This window comes from Ferrovibrio sp. GW821-FHT12F09 (genome assembly GCF_058806775.1).
This window is the reverse complement of the sequence record NZ_JBXAPZ010000001.1, coordinates 1,559,850-1,577,937: the sequence shown is the minus strand read 5'-3', so window position 1 is coordinate 1,577,937 and position 18,088 is coordinate 1,559,850. Positions and strand designations below refer to the sequence as shown.

17 protein-coding genes and 1 riboswitch are annotated in these 18,088 nt (G+C 64.5%); of the genes, 8 read left to right on the top strand and 9 right to left on the bottom strand.

Annotated elements, in window-relative coordinates; all coding sequences use genetic code 11:
- Positions 1 to 108: 108 nt before the first annotated feature.
- The 5 genes from AC1ROB_RS07830 to epmA all read right to left on the bottom strand — a co-directional run bounded on the left by AC1ROB_RS07830 (position 109) and on the right by epmA (position 5,937).
- Positions 109 to 1,134, bottom strand: coding sequence for an OmpA family protein (locus AC1ROB_RS07830; protein ID WP_492971757.1), 1,026 nt, complete (start codon positions 1,132 to 1,134; stop codon positions 109 to 111).
- Positions 1,135 to 1,291: 157 nt separating this feature from the next.
- Entirely contained in the window at positions 1,292 to 2,506 is a 1,215-nt protein-coding gene (metZ, locus tag AC1ROB_RS07825; RefSeq protein ID WP_492971758.1) for an O-succinylhomoserine sulfhydrylase, read from the bottom strand.
- Positions 2,507 to 2,582: 76 nt separating this feature from the next.
- Positions 2,583 to 2,664: riboswitch (SAM riboswitch) on the bottom strand.
- Positions 2,665 to 2,785: 121 nt separating this feature from the next.
- Entirely contained in the window at positions 2,786 to 4,120 is a 1,335-nt protein-coding gene (locus AC1ROB_RS07820) for a DNA polymerase Y family protein (RefSeq protein WP_492971759.1), read from the bottom strand.
- Between the two features lie 66 nt (positions 4,121 to 4,186).
- Positions 4,187 to 4,858: an extensin-like domain-containing protein gene (locus AC1ROB_RS07815; protein WP_492971760.1), complete on the bottom strand. Its 672-nt coding sequence runs from the start codon at positions 4,856 to 4,858 to the stop codon at positions 4,187 to 4,189.
- Complete coding sequence (epmA, locus tag AC1ROB_RS07810) at positions 4,855 to 5,937, bottom strand: EF-P lysine aminoacylase EpmA (RefSeq protein WP_492971761.1); 1,083 nt, start codon at positions 5,935 to 5,937, stop codon at positions 4,855 to 4,857. Before epmA ends, AC1ROB_RS07815 begins: the two co-directional genes overlap by 4 nt.
- A gap of 150 nt (positions 5,938 to 6,087) precedes the next feature.
- Here epmA and efp point away from each other — a divergent pair, with 150 nt between their 5' ends.
- Complete coding sequence (gene efp, locus AC1ROB_RS07805) at positions 6,088 to 6,660, top strand: elongation factor P (protein WP_492971762.1); 573 nt, start codon at positions 6,088 to 6,090, stop codon at positions 6,658 to 6,660.
- Between the two features lie 61 nt (positions 6,661 to 6,721).
- On the opposite strand, the gene AC1ROB_RS07800 is transcribed toward efp, so the two are convergent.
- Entirely contained in the window at positions 6,722 to 6,964 is a 243-nt protein-coding gene (locus AC1ROB_RS07800) for a hypothetical protein (RefSeq protein WP_492971763.1), read from the bottom strand.
- Positions 6,965 to 7,315: 351 nt separating this feature from the next.
- Here AC1ROB_RS07800 and AC1ROB_RS07795 point away from each other — a divergent pair, with 351 nt between their 5' ends.
- Positions 7,316 to 7,774 carry a PAS domain-containing protein gene (locus AC1ROB_RS07795; RefSeq protein WP_492971764.1) on the top strand — a complete coding sequence of 153 codons (459 nt, stop codon included), beginning with the start codon at positions 7,316 to 7,318 and terminating at the stop codon, positions 7,772 to 7,774.
- A gap of 22 nt (positions 7,775 to 7,796) precedes the next feature.
- Here the strand turns inward: AC1ROB_RS07795 and AC1ROB_RS07790 are convergent, their stop codons facing one another.
- Both AC1ROB_RS07790 and AC1ROB_RS07785 read right to left on the bottom strand, forming a co-directional pair.
- Positions 7,797 to 8,312 (bottom strand): hypothetical protein, encoded by a 516-nt coding sequence (locus tag AC1ROB_RS07790; RefSeq protein WP_492971765.1) that lies wholly within the window; start codon positions 8,310 to 8,312, stop codon positions 7,797 to 7,799.
- Positions 8,305 to 8,721: a winged helix-turn-helix transcriptional regulator gene (locus AC1ROB_RS07785; protein ID WP_492971766.1), complete on the bottom strand. Its 417-nt coding sequence runs from the start codon at positions 8,719 to 8,721 to the stop codon at positions 8,305 to 8,307. The genes AC1ROB_RS07790 and AC1ROB_RS07785 overlap by 8 nt, the downstream gene beginning before the upstream one ends.
- A 330-nt stretch (positions 8,722 to 9,051) precedes the next feature.
- On the opposite strand from AC1ROB_RS07785, the gene AC1ROB_RS07780 reads away from it, so the two are divergent.
- The 4 genes from AC1ROB_RS07780 (at position 9,052) to AC1ROB_RS07765 (ending at position 15,114) form a co-directional block, all read left to right on the top strand.
- Positions 9,052 to 9,513, top strand: coding sequence for a (2Fe-2S)-binding protein (locus tag AC1ROB_RS07780; protein ID WP_492971767.1), 462 nt, complete (start codon positions 9,052 to 9,054; stop codon positions 9,511 to 9,513).
- A 2-nt stretch (positions 9,514 to 9,515) separates the two neighbouring features.
- Entirely contained in the window at positions 9,516 to 11,705 is a 2,190-nt protein-coding gene (locus AC1ROB_RS07775) for a xanthine dehydrogenase family protein molybdopterin-binding subunit (RefSeq protein ID WP_492971768.1), read from the top strand.
- 153 nt (positions 11,706 to 11,858) lie between these two features.
- Positions 11,859 to 14,006, top strand: coding sequence for a TonB-dependent receptor family protein (locus AC1ROB_RS07770; protein ID WP_492971769.1), 2,148 nt, complete (start codon positions 11,859 to 11,861; stop codon positions 14,004 to 14,006).
- A gap of 31 nt (positions 14,007 to 14,037) precedes the next feature.
- Entirely contained in the window at positions 14,038 to 15,114 is a 1,077-nt protein-coding gene (locus AC1ROB_RS07765; protein ID WP_492971770.1) for a PepSY-associated TM helix domain-containing protein, read from the top strand.
- Here the strand turns inward: AC1ROB_RS07765 and AC1ROB_RS07760 are convergent.
- The gene (locus tag AC1ROB_RS07760; RefSeq protein WP_492971771.1) at positions 15,101 to 16,294 is read right to left on the bottom strand and encodes an MFS transporter; all 1,194 of its coding nucleotides are present in this window, start codon (positions 16,292 to 16,294) and stop codon (positions 15,101 to 15,103) included. The two genes, AC1ROB_RS07765 and AC1ROB_RS07760, sit on opposite strands and share 14 nt — an antisense overlap.
- Positions 16,295 to 16,507: 213 nt before the next feature.
- On the opposite strand from AC1ROB_RS07760, the gene AC1ROB_RS07755 reads away from it, so the two are divergent.
- A complete protein-coding gene (locus AC1ROB_RS07755; RefSeq protein ID WP_492971772.1) occupies positions 16,508 to 17,302 on the top strand; it encodes an ABC transporter ATP-binding protein in 795 nt (264 codons plus the stop codon).
- On the top strand, positions 17,302 to 18,072 hold the full coding sequence (locus AC1ROB_RS07750; RefSeq protein WP_492971773.1) for an ABC transporter permease: 771 nt from the start codon (positions 17,302 to 17,304) through the stop codon (positions 18,070 to 18,072). The genes AC1ROB_RS07755 and AC1ROB_RS07750 overlap by 1 nt, the downstream gene beginning before the upstream one ends.
- The last annotated feature ends 16 nt before the right edge of the window (positions 18,073 to 18,088 follow it).

The window sequence follows — 18,088 nt, the reverse complement described above, 5'->3', positions numbered from 1 at the left end:
ATTAGGAGCGAGGGCCGGAATGTCCAGCCGGCAGGCGGTGTTTACAGCCCGGAAACAGCAACGGCCGCCCCTTGCGGGGCGGCCGTGCCGGTAATGCTAAACCGCTGCTTACTTGCGCAGATAGATCTGGGCGTTGCGGTTTTCATCGTTGCGGACGCCGTCAGCCGTGGGGACGCGCGGCTTCTCTTCGCCGTTCGCAACCGTCTGGATGGCGCTCTGGGGGATGCCCTTCGAGCTCAGGTAGGACGCAACCGAGCCGGCGCGACGCTGCGACAGACGCTGGTTGTAGTCGTTCTTGCCCGAGCGATCGGCATTGCCTTCGATCCGCACGTTGGTCGAACCGGTGGCGCGGTAATCGGCGATGGCGCGATCAAGCACCTGCGCCGCAACCGGGCTGATATCCGACTTATCGAACGCGAAGAAGACGATGTAGGTCTCAGGCGCACGCGGAGCCGGGGCCGGCGCCGGAGCGGCAGCCATCGGAGCGGGGGCCGGAGCCGGAGCCGGAGCGGCAGCAGCCGGCATCGGCTTCGCCGGAGCGCCGAACTTGTAGGTCAGGCCCAGCATGACGGTGTGGTTGGAGTTGCCCGGCTCGACCTTGGCAACGGTATTGGTCGAGAGGCTGGCATCGCCCGTGTACATGTAGCGGTAGTCAGCCGAGAGCTGCCAGTTGCTGTCCAGCGCGTACCACGCACCGGCGATGCCCTGCACGCCCCAGGTGTTGTCCTGGTCGTCGCTGATCACGCCGCTGCGGGTCAGGCCGTTGGCCGAATAGCGCACCATACCGACACCGGCGCCCAGGTAGGGGCTCCAGCTGCTGTTCGGCATGAAGTCATACACACCGTTCAGGAACAGGGTGTAGGCGCGGAGGTCGCCGCCCGCATTGTCGGCACCCCAGTTGCGCGCGCCCAGTTCGCCTTCAGCGCGCCAGCCGCCACCGAAATCATAACCACCCTTCACGAGGCCGGCATAACCGGTGTCGAATTCGATATCGGGGGTTGCGATGTTCTTCACATCTGCGTCTTCAATCCAGGTAGCGCCAAGGCCGGCACCAATATAGGGCTGTGCCATGGCCGGAGCCGAAGCCAAGCCCAGAAGGGCGGCGCCAGCCAGCAGAGCGACACGAATGTTCATCGAGAGTCTCCTCAAAGAAAGTACGATGGAGCCCGCAGAACACGGTCTCCGATACGCCTCAACCCGAGCGGACTATAGCAGCACCAGTGCCCGGGCGAAAAAGCCTCAGGTGCAGGACTCTTAAGAATCCCCGCCCCTGTGGCATTCCGGCAACAGATCAGCCCGCTTTTTCAAGGGCATGAGTCAGGTCTTCAATCAGGTCCAGCGGGTCTTCCAGGCCCACCGAGAGGCGCAGCAGGTCCTCGCCGATACCCAGCCTGGCCCGCTCCTCGGCACTCAACCTCTGGTGCGTCGTGGTGGCCGGATGGGTGATGAGGCTTTTGGAGTCGCCGAGATTATTCGAGATATCCACCAATTTCAGGGCGTTCAAAAACCGGAAGGCCCCAGGCTTGCCGCCGCCGACCCGCAGGGCCAGCATATTGCCGCCGGCACTCATCTGCTTACGGACGAGCGCGGCCTGGGGGTGGTCGGCCCGGCCGGGATACAGCAGGGCCGGAATGTTGGTGGGGGCGGCCAAGCCGGGGTGTCCCGCCAGGGCATCGGCCAGTCTGGCGGCCGAATCGGTCATGCGGCCCACCCGCAGGTCGAGAGTTTCCAGCCCCTTCAGCATCACCCAGGCGTTGAACGGGCTCAAAGCCGGGCCGGTATGACGCAGATAGGGGGTCAGCTCGTTGGTGACGAAGTCCTCCGATCCGAGGATCACGCCGCCCAAGCAGCGGCCCTGGCCGTCGATATGCTTGGTGGCGGAATAGACCACGATATCTGCACCGAGCTGCAGCGGCTTCTGCAGCACCGGGGTGGCGAAGACATTGTCGACCACGACGCGGGCACCGTGCTGATGCGCAATCGCCGCCACGGCCGCCAGATCGACCACTTCCAGGGTCGGGTTAGCCGGGGTTTCCAGGAAGACGATGCGGGTCTTCGGCGTGATGGCGCGTTCCCAGGCGGTGATATCCGTGCCGTCGACCAGGTGGGTGACCACGCCGAAGCGCGGCAGCAGCTCTTCCATGATGTAGCGGATCGAGCCGAACACGGCGCGCGCCGACACCACCTCGTCGCCCGATTTAAGCTGGCACATCAGCGCGGCATTTACCGCCGCCATGCCGGTGGCGGTGGCGCGCGCGGCTTCCGCGCCTTCCAGCAGCGCCATGCGCTGTTCGAACATTTCCACGGTGGGATTGCCGAACCGGCTGTAGACGAAGCCCGGCTCCTCGTTCCGGAAGCGGCGTTCGGCGGCTTCAGCGCTGTCATAGCGGAAGCCCGAGGTCATGAAGATCGGCTCTGAGGTTTCGCCAAAGCCGGTCCGCATCAGGCCGCCGCGCACCATCTGGGTGGCCGGCCGCCAGGACTTCTCACGCTCGTTCTTGCTCATCGCACCGCTCTCTCTTCCCCGCCTGCATTCCGTACAGGCAACAAAAAACCCCGGCACCTGAATGAGGCCCGGGGTTTTTGAAAACCGCCCGACCTCTTTAGCGGTTTGTTTTACGTGGTCCGCAAGCCGGTCGGCTCCAAATCACCACGACGCCGATGGACCGGCGTGGCAAGCGTGATACGGCGGACAGCCGGACCCGTCAAGCCCGAAACATGCCGGGGTACAAACCTGCCCGCCGGTAAACGGTCGCAAGTCTTTGAAGGAATGGCGATTCCGCCCCTATTCCTTGAACTCTTCCTTCTTGGGGATGCGGTTGAAGGCGATCTTGGCGCCCATGAAATCGGATTTGTGTTTCGGCAGCGGGCCGATGCGCACCGTGTCCTTTTTCTCGTATTTCTGGTTCAGCTTATCCATCGCCTGCCAGAGCTTCGCGCGCTTCGCCGCCGCTTCGGCATCGTCCTGCTCCAGCCCGGACGCGCCGCCGAACAGATCAAGCGTCACCTCGTCCTGCCGCACCAGGCCCCCGAGCCACATGCCGACCTTCATGTAGCGGCCGCGCGGCTTTTTCGTCTCGGCCAGCATCTGCTGCCAGAGGCGCGCGATGGCATCAAGGATGACGAAATTGTCCTGGGTCTGGGTGAGGCGGAAATCCGTGGCCCAGCGGGCGCCATCGTCGAAGCGCACCTTGATGCCGAGCGTGCCGGCGACAAAGCCTAAGCGCCGCAGCCGCGCCCCGCCCTTCACCCCCAGGCGCCGCAGGATCAGATAGGCGGATTCCACATCGCGATTCTGCGGCGGCAGCACATGCTCGTGGCTGATGCTGCGCGTGGCATTCGACTGCTCGTAATCGCCGATGCCGCGGATGCGCTGGATGAAGGCCGGGCCTTCCTTGCTGCCCCAGATGCGGCGCGCGTCTTCGGCTTTCAGCTCCCAGAGTTCGGCGATGGTGCTGATGCCGGCGTCATTCAGGCGCTGTTCCATATTGGGGCCGATACCCGGCAGGTCGCGCAGTTTGAGCGGCAGGATGCGCTCGGGCAGTTCATGCTTTTCGATGATGGTGAGCCCGTCGGGCTTCTGCATGTCGGAGGCGAGCTTGGCCAGGAACTGGTTCGGCGCGATGCCGATGGAGCATCGGATGCATTCGCCAAGCTCCTTGTTCTCGCGCAGGCCGACGCGGATGCGGTGCGCCAGCGCAATGGCATTGTTCTTCAGGCGCTGCGGCCCCATCAGCTCGCAGGAGGCCTCGTCGATCGACCAGGTGTGGAAGATCGGGATATGGCGGTCGATCTCTTCCTCGATCAGGTCATGGACCGCGACATAGCGGTCGTGCCGCGCATTGACGATGGCGATGCCGGGATATTTCTCCTTCGCCTCCCAGACCGGCGTGCCAGTCTTGATGCCAAAGGTCTTGGCCTCGATGGAGGCGGCGATGGCCGAGGTCGTGTCGCTCATCACCGGCACGACGATGATCGGCTTGCCGCGCAGGTCCGGATTGTCCTGCTGCTCGACGCTGGCGAAGAAGCTGTTCAGGTCGACATAGAGAAAGCGCAGCGAGGACGCATCCCAGGCGGCGCGCTGGGCGATATCGGCATCTGAACGGGGTGGCAGGGGCATGATGCCCGCAGTTTAACCCGCCCCGGATGAATACGAAATAGGAACATGATCGTGGATGATGCGGCGTCAGGCGCCGCAGCGGGACCAGGGCCCGATATCCCAGTGGAAGCTCTTGGCATGGGCGGAATCGGCATTGGGCCCGAGCACGACCGCGAAATAGCGGCAGGCAGCGCGGTTGATCTCGCGCAGATACTGGCCTTCCCGGCCGCGGCTGCGGAAATGCTGATCGACCGAGATGCGGGTGCCGTCGCGCAGCAGGAAACCCCAGACATCCAGCGCACGGCCATGGCCGTGTTCGCTGATGCGACTGCTGTTGCCGGTCATGCGCTTGCAGGTGAAAGCGCCGGCGTGATTGATCTGGCCGAGCGGCTGGCCGAAGACGCGCTGCGCCTCGGGCATCAAAACCTCTTTCTCGAACTGCATCAGGCGCAGCGCCATCGGGCAGGTCATTTCCGCCGGCTTCACCAGCTCGACATTGGTGCTGATGAGACGCACGCCGTTCTGCAGCGTGCAGCCGTCCTTGCCGGCCTCGGCCTGAGCGATCAGCTCGAATTTCGCCCCCGTCGCCACCAGGTCGTTCAGGCAGGCGGCCTGGATCACATCGCGGCCGATCCATTGCTGGCTCTGCTGCGGCTGGGTCGGTGCCGGCAGCGGCGGCGCGGCCACCCGCGGCTCGCGCGCACAGGCGGCGGCCAGCAGGGCGAGCGCCGAAGCGGCGATTATTCGGACGCTGTTCATTCGGAAACCGGCAGCCACAGCACCTCCTCGATCCGGCTGGCGCCGGTCAGCAGCATGACCAGCCGGTCGATCCCCAGCGCGATGCCGGCGCAATCGGGCAGGCCATGTTCCAGGGCCGCCAGGAAATCCGCATCGATCGGATAGTCGTAGCCGTAGAGCCGCTTTTTCAGCGCCATATCGGCCTCGAACCGGCGGCGCTGTTCGGCCGCATCGGTCAGTTCGGAAAAGGCATTGGCCAGTTCCATGCCGCAGGCATAGAGCTCGAAGCGTTCGGCCAGATGCGGCGCGTCTTTCTTCGGCCGGCTGAGCGCCGCCATATGGATCGGGTAGTCATACAGGATACAGGGCGCATCGAGGCCGAGGTTGGGCTCGACCTTTTCCAGCGCCGTGCGGAAATACAGATCGTCCCAGCTGTCGCCGGCATCGACGCGGATGCCGGTGCGCGAACAGGCTTCGCGCATCAGCGCGAGGTCGGGCTTCAGCGGATCGGCGCCGATACAGGCCGGCAGATCGAGCCGCGCATGCCGGGCGAAGGCCTCGGTCACCGTCAGATACTGCCAGGGCTGCATCAGATCCGCAGCGTGACCGTTCCAGCGCAGCATCGTCCGTCCGGTGACGGCAGCGACATGGCGCAGCAGGGTTTCGCAATCCTGCATGATGGCGCGGTAGTCAGCCGGTTTTCCCTCTGGTGTCTGGGCGCGGTACCATTCCAGCATGGTGAAGGCCGGGTGATGCGTCGCCGCACGCTCGCCGTTGCGGAAGACCGGAGCGAACTGGAACAGCTGCCGCTCGCCAGCCACCAGCAGCTTCTTCATGGCGAATTCGGGCGAGGTATGCAGATAGAGCGGCCGGCTGCGGCCGTCGGGATGCTCCAGGGTGGTCCCGAAGGCCTTCAGATGCGGCTCCAGCCCGGGCGAGACCTGCAGGGCCGGGGTCTCGACCTCGACGAAATCCAGCCCGGTGAAGGCCTCCCGCAGCGCACGCAGAACCGCCTGGCGGACCAGCAGATTGGGCCGGCGCCGGGCATAAAGCGCCGGATGCCACCAGTTCGGAGCGGAAGATGGAGCCTGTTCGTCCACGGGGCCTGCTGTTCCAAAGCTTTCTGAAGGGCGACTTTTCGCGGCGACTCGGGTTGAGAAGGGGGTCTCAACCTGATAGTTTCCGCGCGGTTTTTTCGCAAGCGGGTCCTTATGCTGGGGCCCGCTGTTCGTTTCTGGAGATACGCTTCCATGCCCAAGGTAAATGCCAACCAGCTCCGCAAGGGCAACGTGGTCGAGATCAACGGCAAGCTGCTGGCCGTGATCACCGCGCAGAACATCCAGCCCGGCAAGGGCACCCCGGTGATGCAACTCGACCTGCGCGACCTGTCGACCGGCATCAAGACCACCGAGCGCTACCGCACCACGGAATCGGTCGAGCGTGTCTTCATCGACACCCGCGAATTCAGCTACCTCTTCTCCGAAGGCGACATGTACACCTTCATGGATGTCGAGAATTACGAGCAGGTCGGCGTGCCGGCCGAAGTGGTGGGCGAACAGGCCGTCTGGCTGCAGGAAGGCATGAAGGTCGATATCGCGCTGTATGACGGCAAGCCGGTATCGGTGTCGCTGCCGCAGACCGTGATCATGGAGATCACCGAGACCGAGCCGACCGTGAAGGGTCAGACCGCGTCGTCGTCCTACAAGCCGGCCATCGTCGAGAACGGCCAGCGCGTGATGGTGCCGCCGCATGTCTCGTCGGGCGTGCGCATCGTCATCAACATCAGCGAAGGCGCCACCTATATGGAACGCGCCAAGGACTGATCGTCCGCAGGCATTCCGCGTTCAGAAACCCGCCGGTGCGAGCCGGCGGGTTTTTTGCGGCCTAAAGCGGCGCGAGCGGACCGAAGAAGCCGGTGACGCGCCGCAGCCGCCCGCCCTCGCCCAGATCGCAGATATCGACACCCTCGCGCATCACGCTGCCATCGGCCGCCAGGCGCACGAAGCCGAAGCGCAGACCGCCCGGATGGCTGTCGATGGCGCTGGTGCGACGGATCAGGCTGCCGGGGAATTTCTCGAGCAGCGTCCCGATATGGGCGACCAGTGCGGCGCGATCGAGGTCCTGCACCAGCGGATCGCTGTAGCGTCAATCCGCCGTACAGGCCACACGCAGCAGCCGGTTGCGCTCGGCCGCATCGCCGGCATTCCAGGCCGCGCAATAGGTATCGATCACGTCATCCAGAGCCATCATGGGGCGCCTCCCATCATTTTGCGCCAGCATACTCAAACTGTGACCGCAGACACAGGCCTGTTGCGCCGCAACACCGGCTGTGACCGGCGGCACAGCGATCCGACCAAACCGCTGGCTTGATGGCCGCAACAAAAAAATCCCGCCCTCCCAGTCGAACACACAGTTTCCGCTACCAGTCCGCCGCCGCTGCAATCCCGCAGGGGGCCGCATGAAGGGGAGTGACGTGTCATGTCCTGTCCGGAAGAACTGAACGCCCTCGAAGCATTCTGGAATGCGAAGCGCGGCGAGCGCGCCCTGCCCAGCCGCTGCGATTTCACCCCGCATGACCTGCGGCCCTGGCTCGGCAATATCGCCATCGTCGTGGTCGAACGCCCCGCCGCGGGCGCAGACCAGATGCGCTTCCGCGTCGCGTTGTCCGGCACCCAGCTCGACGATTATCGCGGCCACAGCATTACCGGGCTGTATATCGACGAAATCCCCTACAATGTCTGCGGTACCGCGAAGTATTTTCTGGCCTGCGTGGATCAGCGCGCGCCGACGTATTACCTGCACGACAATTCGTCCAACAGTGCCATCTACACGGATATGGGCAAACTGCTGCTGCCACTGAGCGAGGACGGCGTCACCGTCGACCGCATCCTGGTGGCGATCTATCCGTTGTCGGCCAGCGCCCGGGTCGCGGCATAAGCCAGGCGCGCCGACTAAAACCTCAGTCCGGGCATGGCGCGCCGGCGCGCAGCCACTCGGCCATCGCCACCACCAGATGATCCCGCGGCAGTGCCGGACTGCTGCGGCCCGCACCGGGCGCCCAGGCCCAGCCGATCAGCTGGTCTTCGGCGAAATGCTGCCCCAGCTTTTCCGGCTCCAGCCCGCCGTTGCGCTGCGGATCGCGCAGAGTCCGGCAGAGCGACGCTGCGTCGCGGTTGCGGAAGATCGCCTCGCCCGCTTTGGGCATGCGCCAGTCCGGCGCACCGGGCGCCGTGGCGGTATTGCGGTCCTTGTGACAGGTCGTACAGGCCAGCTTGCCCACACCCTTGCCCTCCACCCCGCGCTGTACCGGCGGCTGGTGCGGCCGGCCGTCGCGCTGCAGCGGCGCCGCCGTATCGGTGTGGCAGTTGGAGCAGCGCGGATGCTGGGTGACGGCAAAGACCGGCGCGAACAGATCGGCCTGCGCCCAGGCAGGCAGCGGCAGCACGATCAGCAGCAGCAGGCCGAGCCTAGTCATCCTTCTGCGGCTTGCCCTGTGCATCAAAGCTGCGGCGGGCGGTATCCACCGTTTCGCCGTGGCGAATCGCCCATTCCCAGACACCGCAGAGCGCCTCGCTCAGCTCGATGCCGGCCGGCGTGAGTTCGTAATCGACGCGCGGCGGCACCTCGGCATAGACGCGGCGCGTGACCACGCCATCGCGTTCGAGCTGGCGCAGGGTCTGGGTCAGCATCTTCTGGCTGACACCGGCGAGCCGCTCGCGCAGGCGGGAAAACCGCGTGGCGCCACGTTCGTAGAGCTCGTCCATCACCAAGAGGCTCCACTTGTCGCCGAAGCGCACCATCAGGTCGCGCACCAGATCTTCGGTTTCCTTGGTGAAGGTGCAGGTCTCGATGCAGTTCACGGCTGCCGGTGCGGTCGCCGGCATGGTTTCCGCCGAGTGCCTATCGGTTGCCACAGGTGCCTTATTGCTCATCGGAAGCGAGGTTTTATATGCTTGCGTCATGCAGCCAGTAAATCGCAGGGACGCCGGCAAGACCAATGGTTTTTTGTCAGCATTCCTGTCATTTCCGGTCTGCTGTCACAAACACCGATGAAATTCTGCAGACGGGTTTCCATCGGCCTGAGGTATACTGATTGCGCTGACCAGCAAGGGGGCCGCCCGAATGCCCCCAGAGATTTTCGATCCCTAGATTCATCGCAGCGGACCTGACGGTCTGCCGTTTTTCGTCTTCACCGCCCCAGTGGAGGACCACACATGGCTATCAATTTCACCCTGAACGGAAAACCCGTGAGCCTGGATGTCGACCCCGACATGCCGTTGCTCTGGGCCGTGCGCGACGAGGTCGGCCTGACCGGCAGCAAGTTCGGCTGCGGCATGGCGCAATGCGGCGCCTGCACCATGCATGTGGAGGGCCAGCCGGTGCGCGCCTGCTCCACCCCGCTTTCGGCCATCGGAGGCCAGAAGGTCACCACCATCGAAGGCATCAAGGGCAAGGTCGCCCAAGCGGTGCAGAATGCCTGGGTCAAGCATGAGGTCGCACAATGCGGCTACTGCCAGTCAGGTCAGGTGATGTCGGCGGTCGCATTGCTGACCGAGACGCCGAAGCCGAGCGATGCGCAGATCGACGAGGCGATGCAGGGCAACATCTGCCGCTGCGCCACCTATGTGCGCATCCGCGCCGCCATCCATGACGCCGCCAAGACCGTGAGGGCCTGATCATGACGGACCAGACACAGATCAAACTTCCCGTTGCTTCGCGTCGCCGTTTCCTGCAGGGCGCAGGCGCGGCCAGCATCGGCCTCGTGGTCGGTTTCCACTGGCTGCCCGGCAAGGCGCTGGCCCAGGCGAAAGCCGGGACCGAACCGACGATGATGAATGCCTTCATCCAGATCGCGCCCGATAACACCGTCACGGTGCTGTCGAAGCATCTGGAAATGGGCCAGGGCACCTATACCGGCCTGGCCACCATCGTGGCCGAGGAACTGGATGCCGACTGGAGCCAGATGCGCGCCACCGGCGCGCCCGCCGATGCCAAGCTCTATGCCAATCTTGCCTTCGGCATGCAGGGCACCGGCGGCAGCACGGCGATGGCCAATTCCTGGGACCAGCTGCGCAAGGCCGGCGCCACCGCCCGCGCCATGCTGGTGGCCGCCGCCGCCGAGCAATGGAAAGTGCCGGCGAAGGAGATCACCGTTTCCAAGGGCGTGGTCAGCCATGCGTCCGGCAAGAAGGCCACCTTCGGCCAGCTTGCCGCCAAGGCCAGCACGATGACGCCGCCGGCCGAAGTCACGCTGAAGGATCCGTCGAAGTTCGGCCTGATCGGCAAGAAAGCGCCGCGTCTGGATGCGAAAGCCAAGAGCAACGGCGCCGCGCTGTACACCATCGACGTCAAGCTGCCGGGCATGGTCACCGCTGTGCTGCAGCGCGCGCCGGTCTTCGGTGCGACGGTGAAAAGCTTCGATGCGGCCAAGGCGAAGGCTGTGCCGGGTGTGCTGGATGTGGTGCAGATCGACAGCGGCGTGGCAGTCGTGGCCAAGAATTTCTGGGCTGCCAAGCTGGGCCGCGAGGCGTTGGAGATTCAGTGGGATGACAGCAAAGCCGAGAAGCGCGGCACCGATGCGATCATGGCCGAGTACAAGGACCTGGCGAAGCAGCCCGGCAAGGTCGCCCGCAAGGACGGCGATGTCGAGGCGGCGCTGACCCGGCCCGGCGTCAAGCTGATCCAGGCGACCTATGACTTCCCTTATCTGGTCCATGCCCCGATGGAGCCGCTGGACTGCGTGGTGAAGTTCGATGGTCAGGGTTGTGAAATCTGGGCCGGCGACCAGTTCCAGACCGTCGACCAGGGTAATGCGGCCGGCGTGTTCGGCATCAAGCCGGAGAATGTGAAGATCAACACGCTCTATGCCGGCGGCAGCTTCGGCCGTCGCGCCAATATGGCGTCGGACTTCATCGTTGAAAACGCAAAGATCGCCAAGGCCTATGGCAAGGCGGTGCCGGTCAAGCTGATGTGGACCCGCGAGGACGATATCCGCGGCGGCTATTACCGCCCGATGTATCACCACGCGCTGGCCGCCGCCGTCGATGCGCAGGGCAATATCCTGGCCTGGCGCCATCGCATCGTCGGCCAGTCGATCATGGCCGGCACGGCGTTCGAGCAGTTCATGGTCAAGGACGGCGTCGATATCACCTCGGTGGAAGGCGCCGCCAACCTGCCGTATGCCATCCCCAACCTGCAGGTCGAACTGCACACCACCAAGACCGGCGTGCCGGTGCTGTGGTGGCGGTCGGTGGGCAGCACGCATACCGCCTTCGCCACCGAAGTGTTCCTCGACGAGATCGCCCAAGCGACCGGTCAGGACCCTCTTGGCCTGCGGCGCAAGCTGCTGACCAAGCATCCGCGTCATCTGGGCGTGCTGAACCTTGCCGCCGAAAAGGCCGGCTGGGGCAAGCCGCTGCCGGCCGGCCGCTATCGCGGCATCGCCGTGCATGAGTCCTTCTCCTCCTATGTCGCCGAGGTCGCCGAGATTTCCTACAAGGCGGATGGCGGCTGGAAGGTGGAGAAAATCACCGCTGCCGTCGACTGTGGCCAGCCGATCAACCCGGACATCATCCGGGCCCAGGTGGAAAGCGGCATCGGCTTCGGCCTGACGCCGCTGCTGAAGGGTGGCATCGTGATGAAGGACGGCGTCGTCGAGCAATCGAACTTCCACGATTACGAAGTGCTGCGCATCCACGAGATGCCGAAGGTGGAGGTGCATATCGTGCCGTCGACGGAAAAGCCGACCGGCATCGGTGAGCCCGGTACGCCGCCGGTGGCACCGGCCGTGGCCAATGCCCTGATGGTGGCCAGCAAGCAGACCTTCCGGGCCATGCCGCTGCCGGAGGCCGCCGCGAAGTCCGCATAAGCCTCACTTTTAGTATCGTTCTAAAAAGCCCGCGGTTCGCCGCGGGCTTTTCTTTGCCTGCAACAAATTTCCGTCAGCGAAACAACATGTCTTGACGTTACGGGCGGTTTGGGGGAAATAGGCCTAAGTCTGATAATAATAATGAGTCTCACTATGAACTTGCACTTCAGGGGAACCGCCACCGCCCAGGGACTGACCTTGGGCCTGCTGCTGGCTCTGCCGGCTTTCACCTCTGCCCGCGCCCAGGGCAGCCAGCCCGTGCTGCTGCAAAGCATCACCGTCAACGCCGCCGGCGACTGGCTCGGCGAGGCCGATCCGGAAGTGGTGCGCACCCATGCGGGCGGCCGCAGCGTGGTCCGCCAGGACCAGTTCGAGCAGAGCGGCGCCGCCACGGTGACCGACGCGATCCGCGCCATCCCCGGCGTGCAGACCCCGCCGCCCAACGGTAGCGGCGGCGGCGACTACGCCCTCAATATCGGCATCCGCGGCATGACCTCGCGGCTGAGCGCCGGCTCCACCATCCTGATGGATGGCGTGCCGCTGGCCAATGCGCTGTACGGCCAGCCGGAAACCTCGCTGGGCGCGGTGTCGCTCGGCATGCTGCAGGCCATCGACGTGGTCAAGGGCGGCGGTTCCGTGCGCTATGGGCCCGGCACCTCGGGCGGTGTGGTCAACTTCGTCACCAAGGACATTCCCACCGCCGCCTATGGCGGCGAGATCAGCCTGCGCGGCGACAGCACCGCCAGTGACCGCAGCGGCACCCGCATGGTCGGCAAGTCCGACCTGATGTTCGGCGGTTCGCTGGAGAATGGCAGCGGCCTGGCGGTGTTCTATTCCGGCAACCACGGGGAAGGCTATCGCAACAACGCCACCCATGACATCGACGATTTCATGCTGAAGGGCCGCCTCGCGCTGACCGAGAACAGCCGGCTGGAGACCCGCCTGCGTCATTACAGTGCCGATGCCAACACGCCCGGCCCGCTGACCCAGGCGGCCTACAGCGCCAATCCCTACCAGTCGACGCATTCGCATGAACGGTTTGTCGGCGAGCGCGACGAGTATGTGCTGAAATACGTGAACGAGTTCAACGGCAACTACCGTCTGGAAACCACCGGTTTCTACACCCAGGCCTTCCGCGAACTCACGATCGCTTCAGCCCCGGCAGCATCCGTCAACGGCGGCAGCAACCAGTCACTGACCATCCTCGACCGGCTGCCGCGCAATTACAGCGTCTATGGCTTCGAGCCGCGCTTCACGGCGCTGGCCGAAACCGGCGCGATCAAGCATGCCGCCTCGATCGGCTATCGCTACATGACGGAGTCGACGGACGAGATGCGGTTCCGCCGCACCGGTTTCGGCGCCGGCGGCAATCCCTTCTCGGTGAATGAAGCACGCAACCGTTACACCGATGGCTCGACCGAAGCCCATGCCGTCTATGTCGACGACGCCATGAAACTCGGTGCTGTCACGGTGACGCCGGGCATCCGCTTCGAGAAGGTGGAAGTCGACCGCACCAACATGCTCACCGGGTATCGCGATACCCAGAAATACAACGAACCCCTGCCCTCGCTGAGCCTCGGCTGGGAAGTCACCAAGGAGCTGTTCGGCTATGCCAACTACTCCACTTCGTTCAACCCGGTGACCCATCTGGCGCTGGGCGAGACGGCGGCTGGCGGTGCCAGCAGCCTGAACCCCGAACGGGCCAAGACCTATGAACTCGGCGCGCGCTACAAGGCCGGGCCGCTGTCGCTGGAAGGCGGCCTGTTCTGGATCGATTTCGAAGACCAGATCGAGTCGGTCAACAGCGTCAACATCAACACCGGCGCAACCCGCCATCGCGGTTTAGAGACGGCAGCCGAATATGACCTTGGCGCGCTGAATGCCGCGATGAAGGGTCTCAGCATCTATGGCACCTATGCGTTCACCAAGGCCGAACGCATGCAGGGCGCCACCAAGGGCAACGACCTGCAGCTCTATTCGCCACATGTCGCCACGCTGGGCACGCGCTACCGCGTCCAAGAATGGACCTTCAACCTGAATGCCTATGGCCAGTCGCAGCAGAATTCTGACGATGCGAATACCGCGCTCGCCAGCGCCAACGGCAAGGCCGGCTATATTCCCGGCTATGTCCTCTGGAACGGCCAGGTCGCCTACGACTTCGCCAAGGGTCCGACCGTCGCCTTCGGCGTGACCAATATCTTCGATCAGCCCTACTACACTCGGGCCTCGATCGAGGCGAACGGCGGCATCTTTGCCGGCGCACCGCGGACCGCCTATATTCAGACCAAGTTCGTATTCTGATATGGGACGTTAAAGATATGGGGCGGCGCCAGTGACCTTGCGACAACTCTGGCGCCGCCTGCATCTCTGGATCGGGCTGGCGGGCGGCGTGCTGTTCGTGCTGCTCGGCCTGACCGGCAGCCTCCTGGTCTACCAGGACGAACTTCTCGATCTTCTCTATCCGCGTGAAATGCAGGTGACGGTCGGCCCCGCAGCGGCGCCGCCATCCCGCCTCATCGCCGCCGCTCAGGCCGCCCTGCCCGGCGCACGGGTCAACACGCTGCGCTATCCCGAGGCCGCTGACCGCCCGGTGCAGGCAGTGATGGTTAAGCCCGGCGGGGCTCGCGAGACCCTGCTGGTCGATCCCTATTCCGGCGTCCTGATCGGCCCGCTGCCCGGCGACTGGCTGCCCGTCATCGCCGACCTGCACAGCCGCCTGCTGCTGGCAGCTGCAGGACGCGACATTGTCGGCTGGCTCGGCGTGTTATTCGCGGTCAGCGCCATCACCGGGATCATCCTGTGGTGGCCGCGCCCCCGCATGTGGCGGCAGGCCTTCACCCTGCGCTGGCGCAACATGTCGTGGTTCCGCCGCAGCTTCGACCTGCACAAGGTGGGCGGTGGCGTGATTGCCATACCGCTGCTGCTGCTTTCCGTCAGCGGCAGCATGATTTCCTTCCGTGAAGCCCTGCTGCCGACGATGGCGCTGTTCGGCGGCACACCGCAGAAGCGCCCGGCCGCCACGGCGCCGGCAGGACCGGTCCGGTCGCTCGACGCGTTGGCAGACGACGCACTGCGGCTGATGCCCGGATCCCGGCTGGTCTTCATCCTGCCGCCGGCGCGGGCCGACGGACCGACCCGCATCCGCCTGCGCGAACCGGGCGAAATCCACCAGAACGGCCGCAGCTATGTGCTGTTCGACGCCAGCGGCAAGGTGCTGGATATGCAACGCGTATCGGAACTGCCGAAGGCCAACCTGATCTTCGACCAGCTGCCCTACCCGCTGCATACCGGCTACGTGGCCGGCGAAATCGGCCGGCTGATCGTGTTCATCGCCGGGATCCTGCCGGCCCTGCTGTTCGCCACCGGGCTAGTGATATGGCTGAAGAAGCGGGTGCCTAAACCGGCGTGAAGAGGATACGGTCGCGCCGGCGCCACAGCAGCAGCGCGAAGAATCCGCCAAGCAGCGATAACGGCACCATCGCCAGATAGGTCAGCCCGTCGGCATACGGAAACAGCGGGCCGATCAGCAGCGTGACGCTGGCCAGCACCGAGGCATTCGCCGCCGTATACAGACTCTGCGCCGAGGCCGAGGCCTGCGGATCGGTGCCGTCCGACAGCAGCCGCATGGCGCCGAGATGGGCGCAGCCGAACGTGGCCGCATGCAGCAGGTTCAGTGCGACCAGCAGCGTGAAATCGCCGGTCAGGCCGGTGAGGCTCCAGCGGATCACGCCACCGATGCAGGCGAGCCAGAGCAGGCCGACACCGCCAAGCCGCAGCGCCACGCGCTGTCCCACCGCGAACAGAATCACTTCAGCGAGGACGCCCTCGGCCCACAGAAAGCCGATCTGTGCGTCAGACAGGCCCGCATTGCGCCATTGCAGCGTGCCGAAGGTGTAAAGCATGGCATGCGTCGCCTGCAGGCAGGCGCCGGCGCCCAGGAAGGCGAGGAAGAATTTGTTGCGCAACAGCCGCAGCGCCGGCGCGCCGGTCAGCTTCGGTCGATCCAGCGGCAGGCGCAGATCGGGCAGCAAATGACTGCCCAGCGCCAGGATCAGCAGACCGACCAGCAGCATCGCGTAAATCCAGTCGCCATCGCGGCCCTTCAGCCACAGGCCGGCGAGATAGGCGGTGACCAGGAAGCTCAAGGAACCCCAGAGCCGCAGGCGGCCGTATTGCAGACTGTAGCGGCCGGCAGCCAGCAGCGCGATATTTTCGCTGAAGGGCGTGATCGGCGACCACAGGATGGCGTGCGCGAGGCTGAGCAGGAAGATGGCCCAGAAGCCATGGGTCCACCAGAAGGCACTGAACAGCACGAAGCTTGCCCAGGCCAGCAGGATGATGGCCTGGCGGCGCGCGCCGCTGCGATCCACCAGATGCGCAGCCACCGGACCGGCGAACAGGCGAATCCAGATGCCAGCCGCGATCACGATGGAAATTTCCGGTGCGCTCAGGCCCCGCGACTCGAGCCAGACCGACCAGAAGGGCAGATGCACGCCCGGCACCACGAACAAGGCCGCGAAATACAGACTGATGCGCCAGGCGATGGCGCGGCGTTCCTCGCGCGCAAGACCGGCGCTGGCGTCGCTCATGAAATGCTCCGATTGCCCGGGAATCGGGCAGGCGATAAATGTTTACAATTCCGCAGCAACAGTGTTTACAATTCCTTTATGTGCGGTGCACGCATCACCGCAACGAGGGGATAAATCCGACAGGATTTTGCAGGGGGACCGATCGCAGATGAACGCGATAATAATCTTATGCGGCCGCGTGTCCGAGCGCCGGCCGGCACCGGAGCTGGCGTGATGCAGGGCCCGGCTTTCGTCAAGATCAACGCGGTCAGCCTCACCTATCAGCAGGCGGAAGAACAGACCCTGGCGGTCCAGGACCTCAATATCGACATCCAGGAAGGCGAGTTTGTCGCCGTGGTCGGACCTTCGGGTTGCGGCAAGTCTACCCTGATGAAGCTGGTCACCGGTCTGCTCGGCTGCACCCAGGGCAGCATCACCATCGGCGGCAAGCCGGTGAACGGACCCATCCAGGGCGTGGGTATGGCGTTCCAGAACTCCACCCTGCTGCCCTGGCGCACCACGCTGGACAACGTGATGCTGCCGCTCGAGATCGTCGAGCCGCACAAGCGCCGCCTGCGCAAGGAAAAGAAAGCCTATATCGAGCAGGCCATGGCCCTGCTCAAGACCGTGGGCCTGGCCGATTTCGCCGACAAATTCCCTTGGCAGCTGTCGGGCGGCATGCAGCAGCGTGCCAATGTCTGCCGCTCGATCATCCACAATCCCCGCCTGCTGATGCTGGACGAACCGTTCGGCGCGCTGGATGCCTTCACCCGCGAGGAATTGTGGGGCGTGATGCAGAAGCTGTGGATGGAAAAGCGCTTCACCGCGATCCTGATCACCCATGACCTGCGCGAAGCGACCTATCTGGCCGACCGCGTCTTCGTCATGAGCAAACGCCCAGGCAGGATCATTCTGTCCAAGGAAATCGACATTCCGCGCCCGCGCACGCTGGACACCACCTTCGAGCCGCATTTCGGTTCAATCGTGCATGAGCTGCGCGAGCATATCCATTCGGTGAGGGAATCGTGATGAACGAGAAAAACCTCGTCAGGGCTATGCCCTGGATGGTCACCATCGGCCTGTTCGTGCTGTGGGAGGTCGTCTGCGTGGTCACCCGCGTGGAAACCTTCATCCTGCCGCGCCCCAGCGTTGTGTTCGAAGCGATGGTCAAGTTCGCGCCGCAGATCACCCATCATGCCCTGCAGACCCTGTTCACCACCACCGCCGGCTTCGTTCTCGGCGTGATCGGCGGCGGCCTGCTCGGCGTCTTCATCGGCGCCTCGCGGCTGGTCTATGTCGGGCTCTATCCCGTGCTGGTCGGTTTCAACTCGATCCCGAAAGTGGCCCTGGTGCCGGTGCTGGTGATCTGGTTCGGCATCGGTACCGTGCCGGCGATCATCACTGCCTTCGTGATTTCCTTCTTCCCCATCGTGGTGAACGTGGCCACCGGCCTCGCCACCATCGAGCCGGAGCTGCGCGATGTGCTGCGCAGCCTGGGTGCGACCAAGACCGAAATCCTCACCAAAATCGGCCTGCCGCGCGCCATGCCCTATTTGTTCGCGTCGCTGAAAATCGCCATTACCCTGGCCTTTGTCGGCTCGGTGATCGCGGAAACCGTCGCGTCCAACGAGGGCATCGGATACCTGATGCTCTCGGCATCTTCGAGCTATAATGTGCCGCTGGTCTTCGCCGGCTTGATCGTCGTGGCCGCCATGGGCGTGGTCATGTATGCGGTCGCGGTCTGGTTTGAGCGGCGCATGACTGGCTGGGCGTTCCGCGGCAGCGATCTGATGAGCTGACGCGGGCCCTTTCACG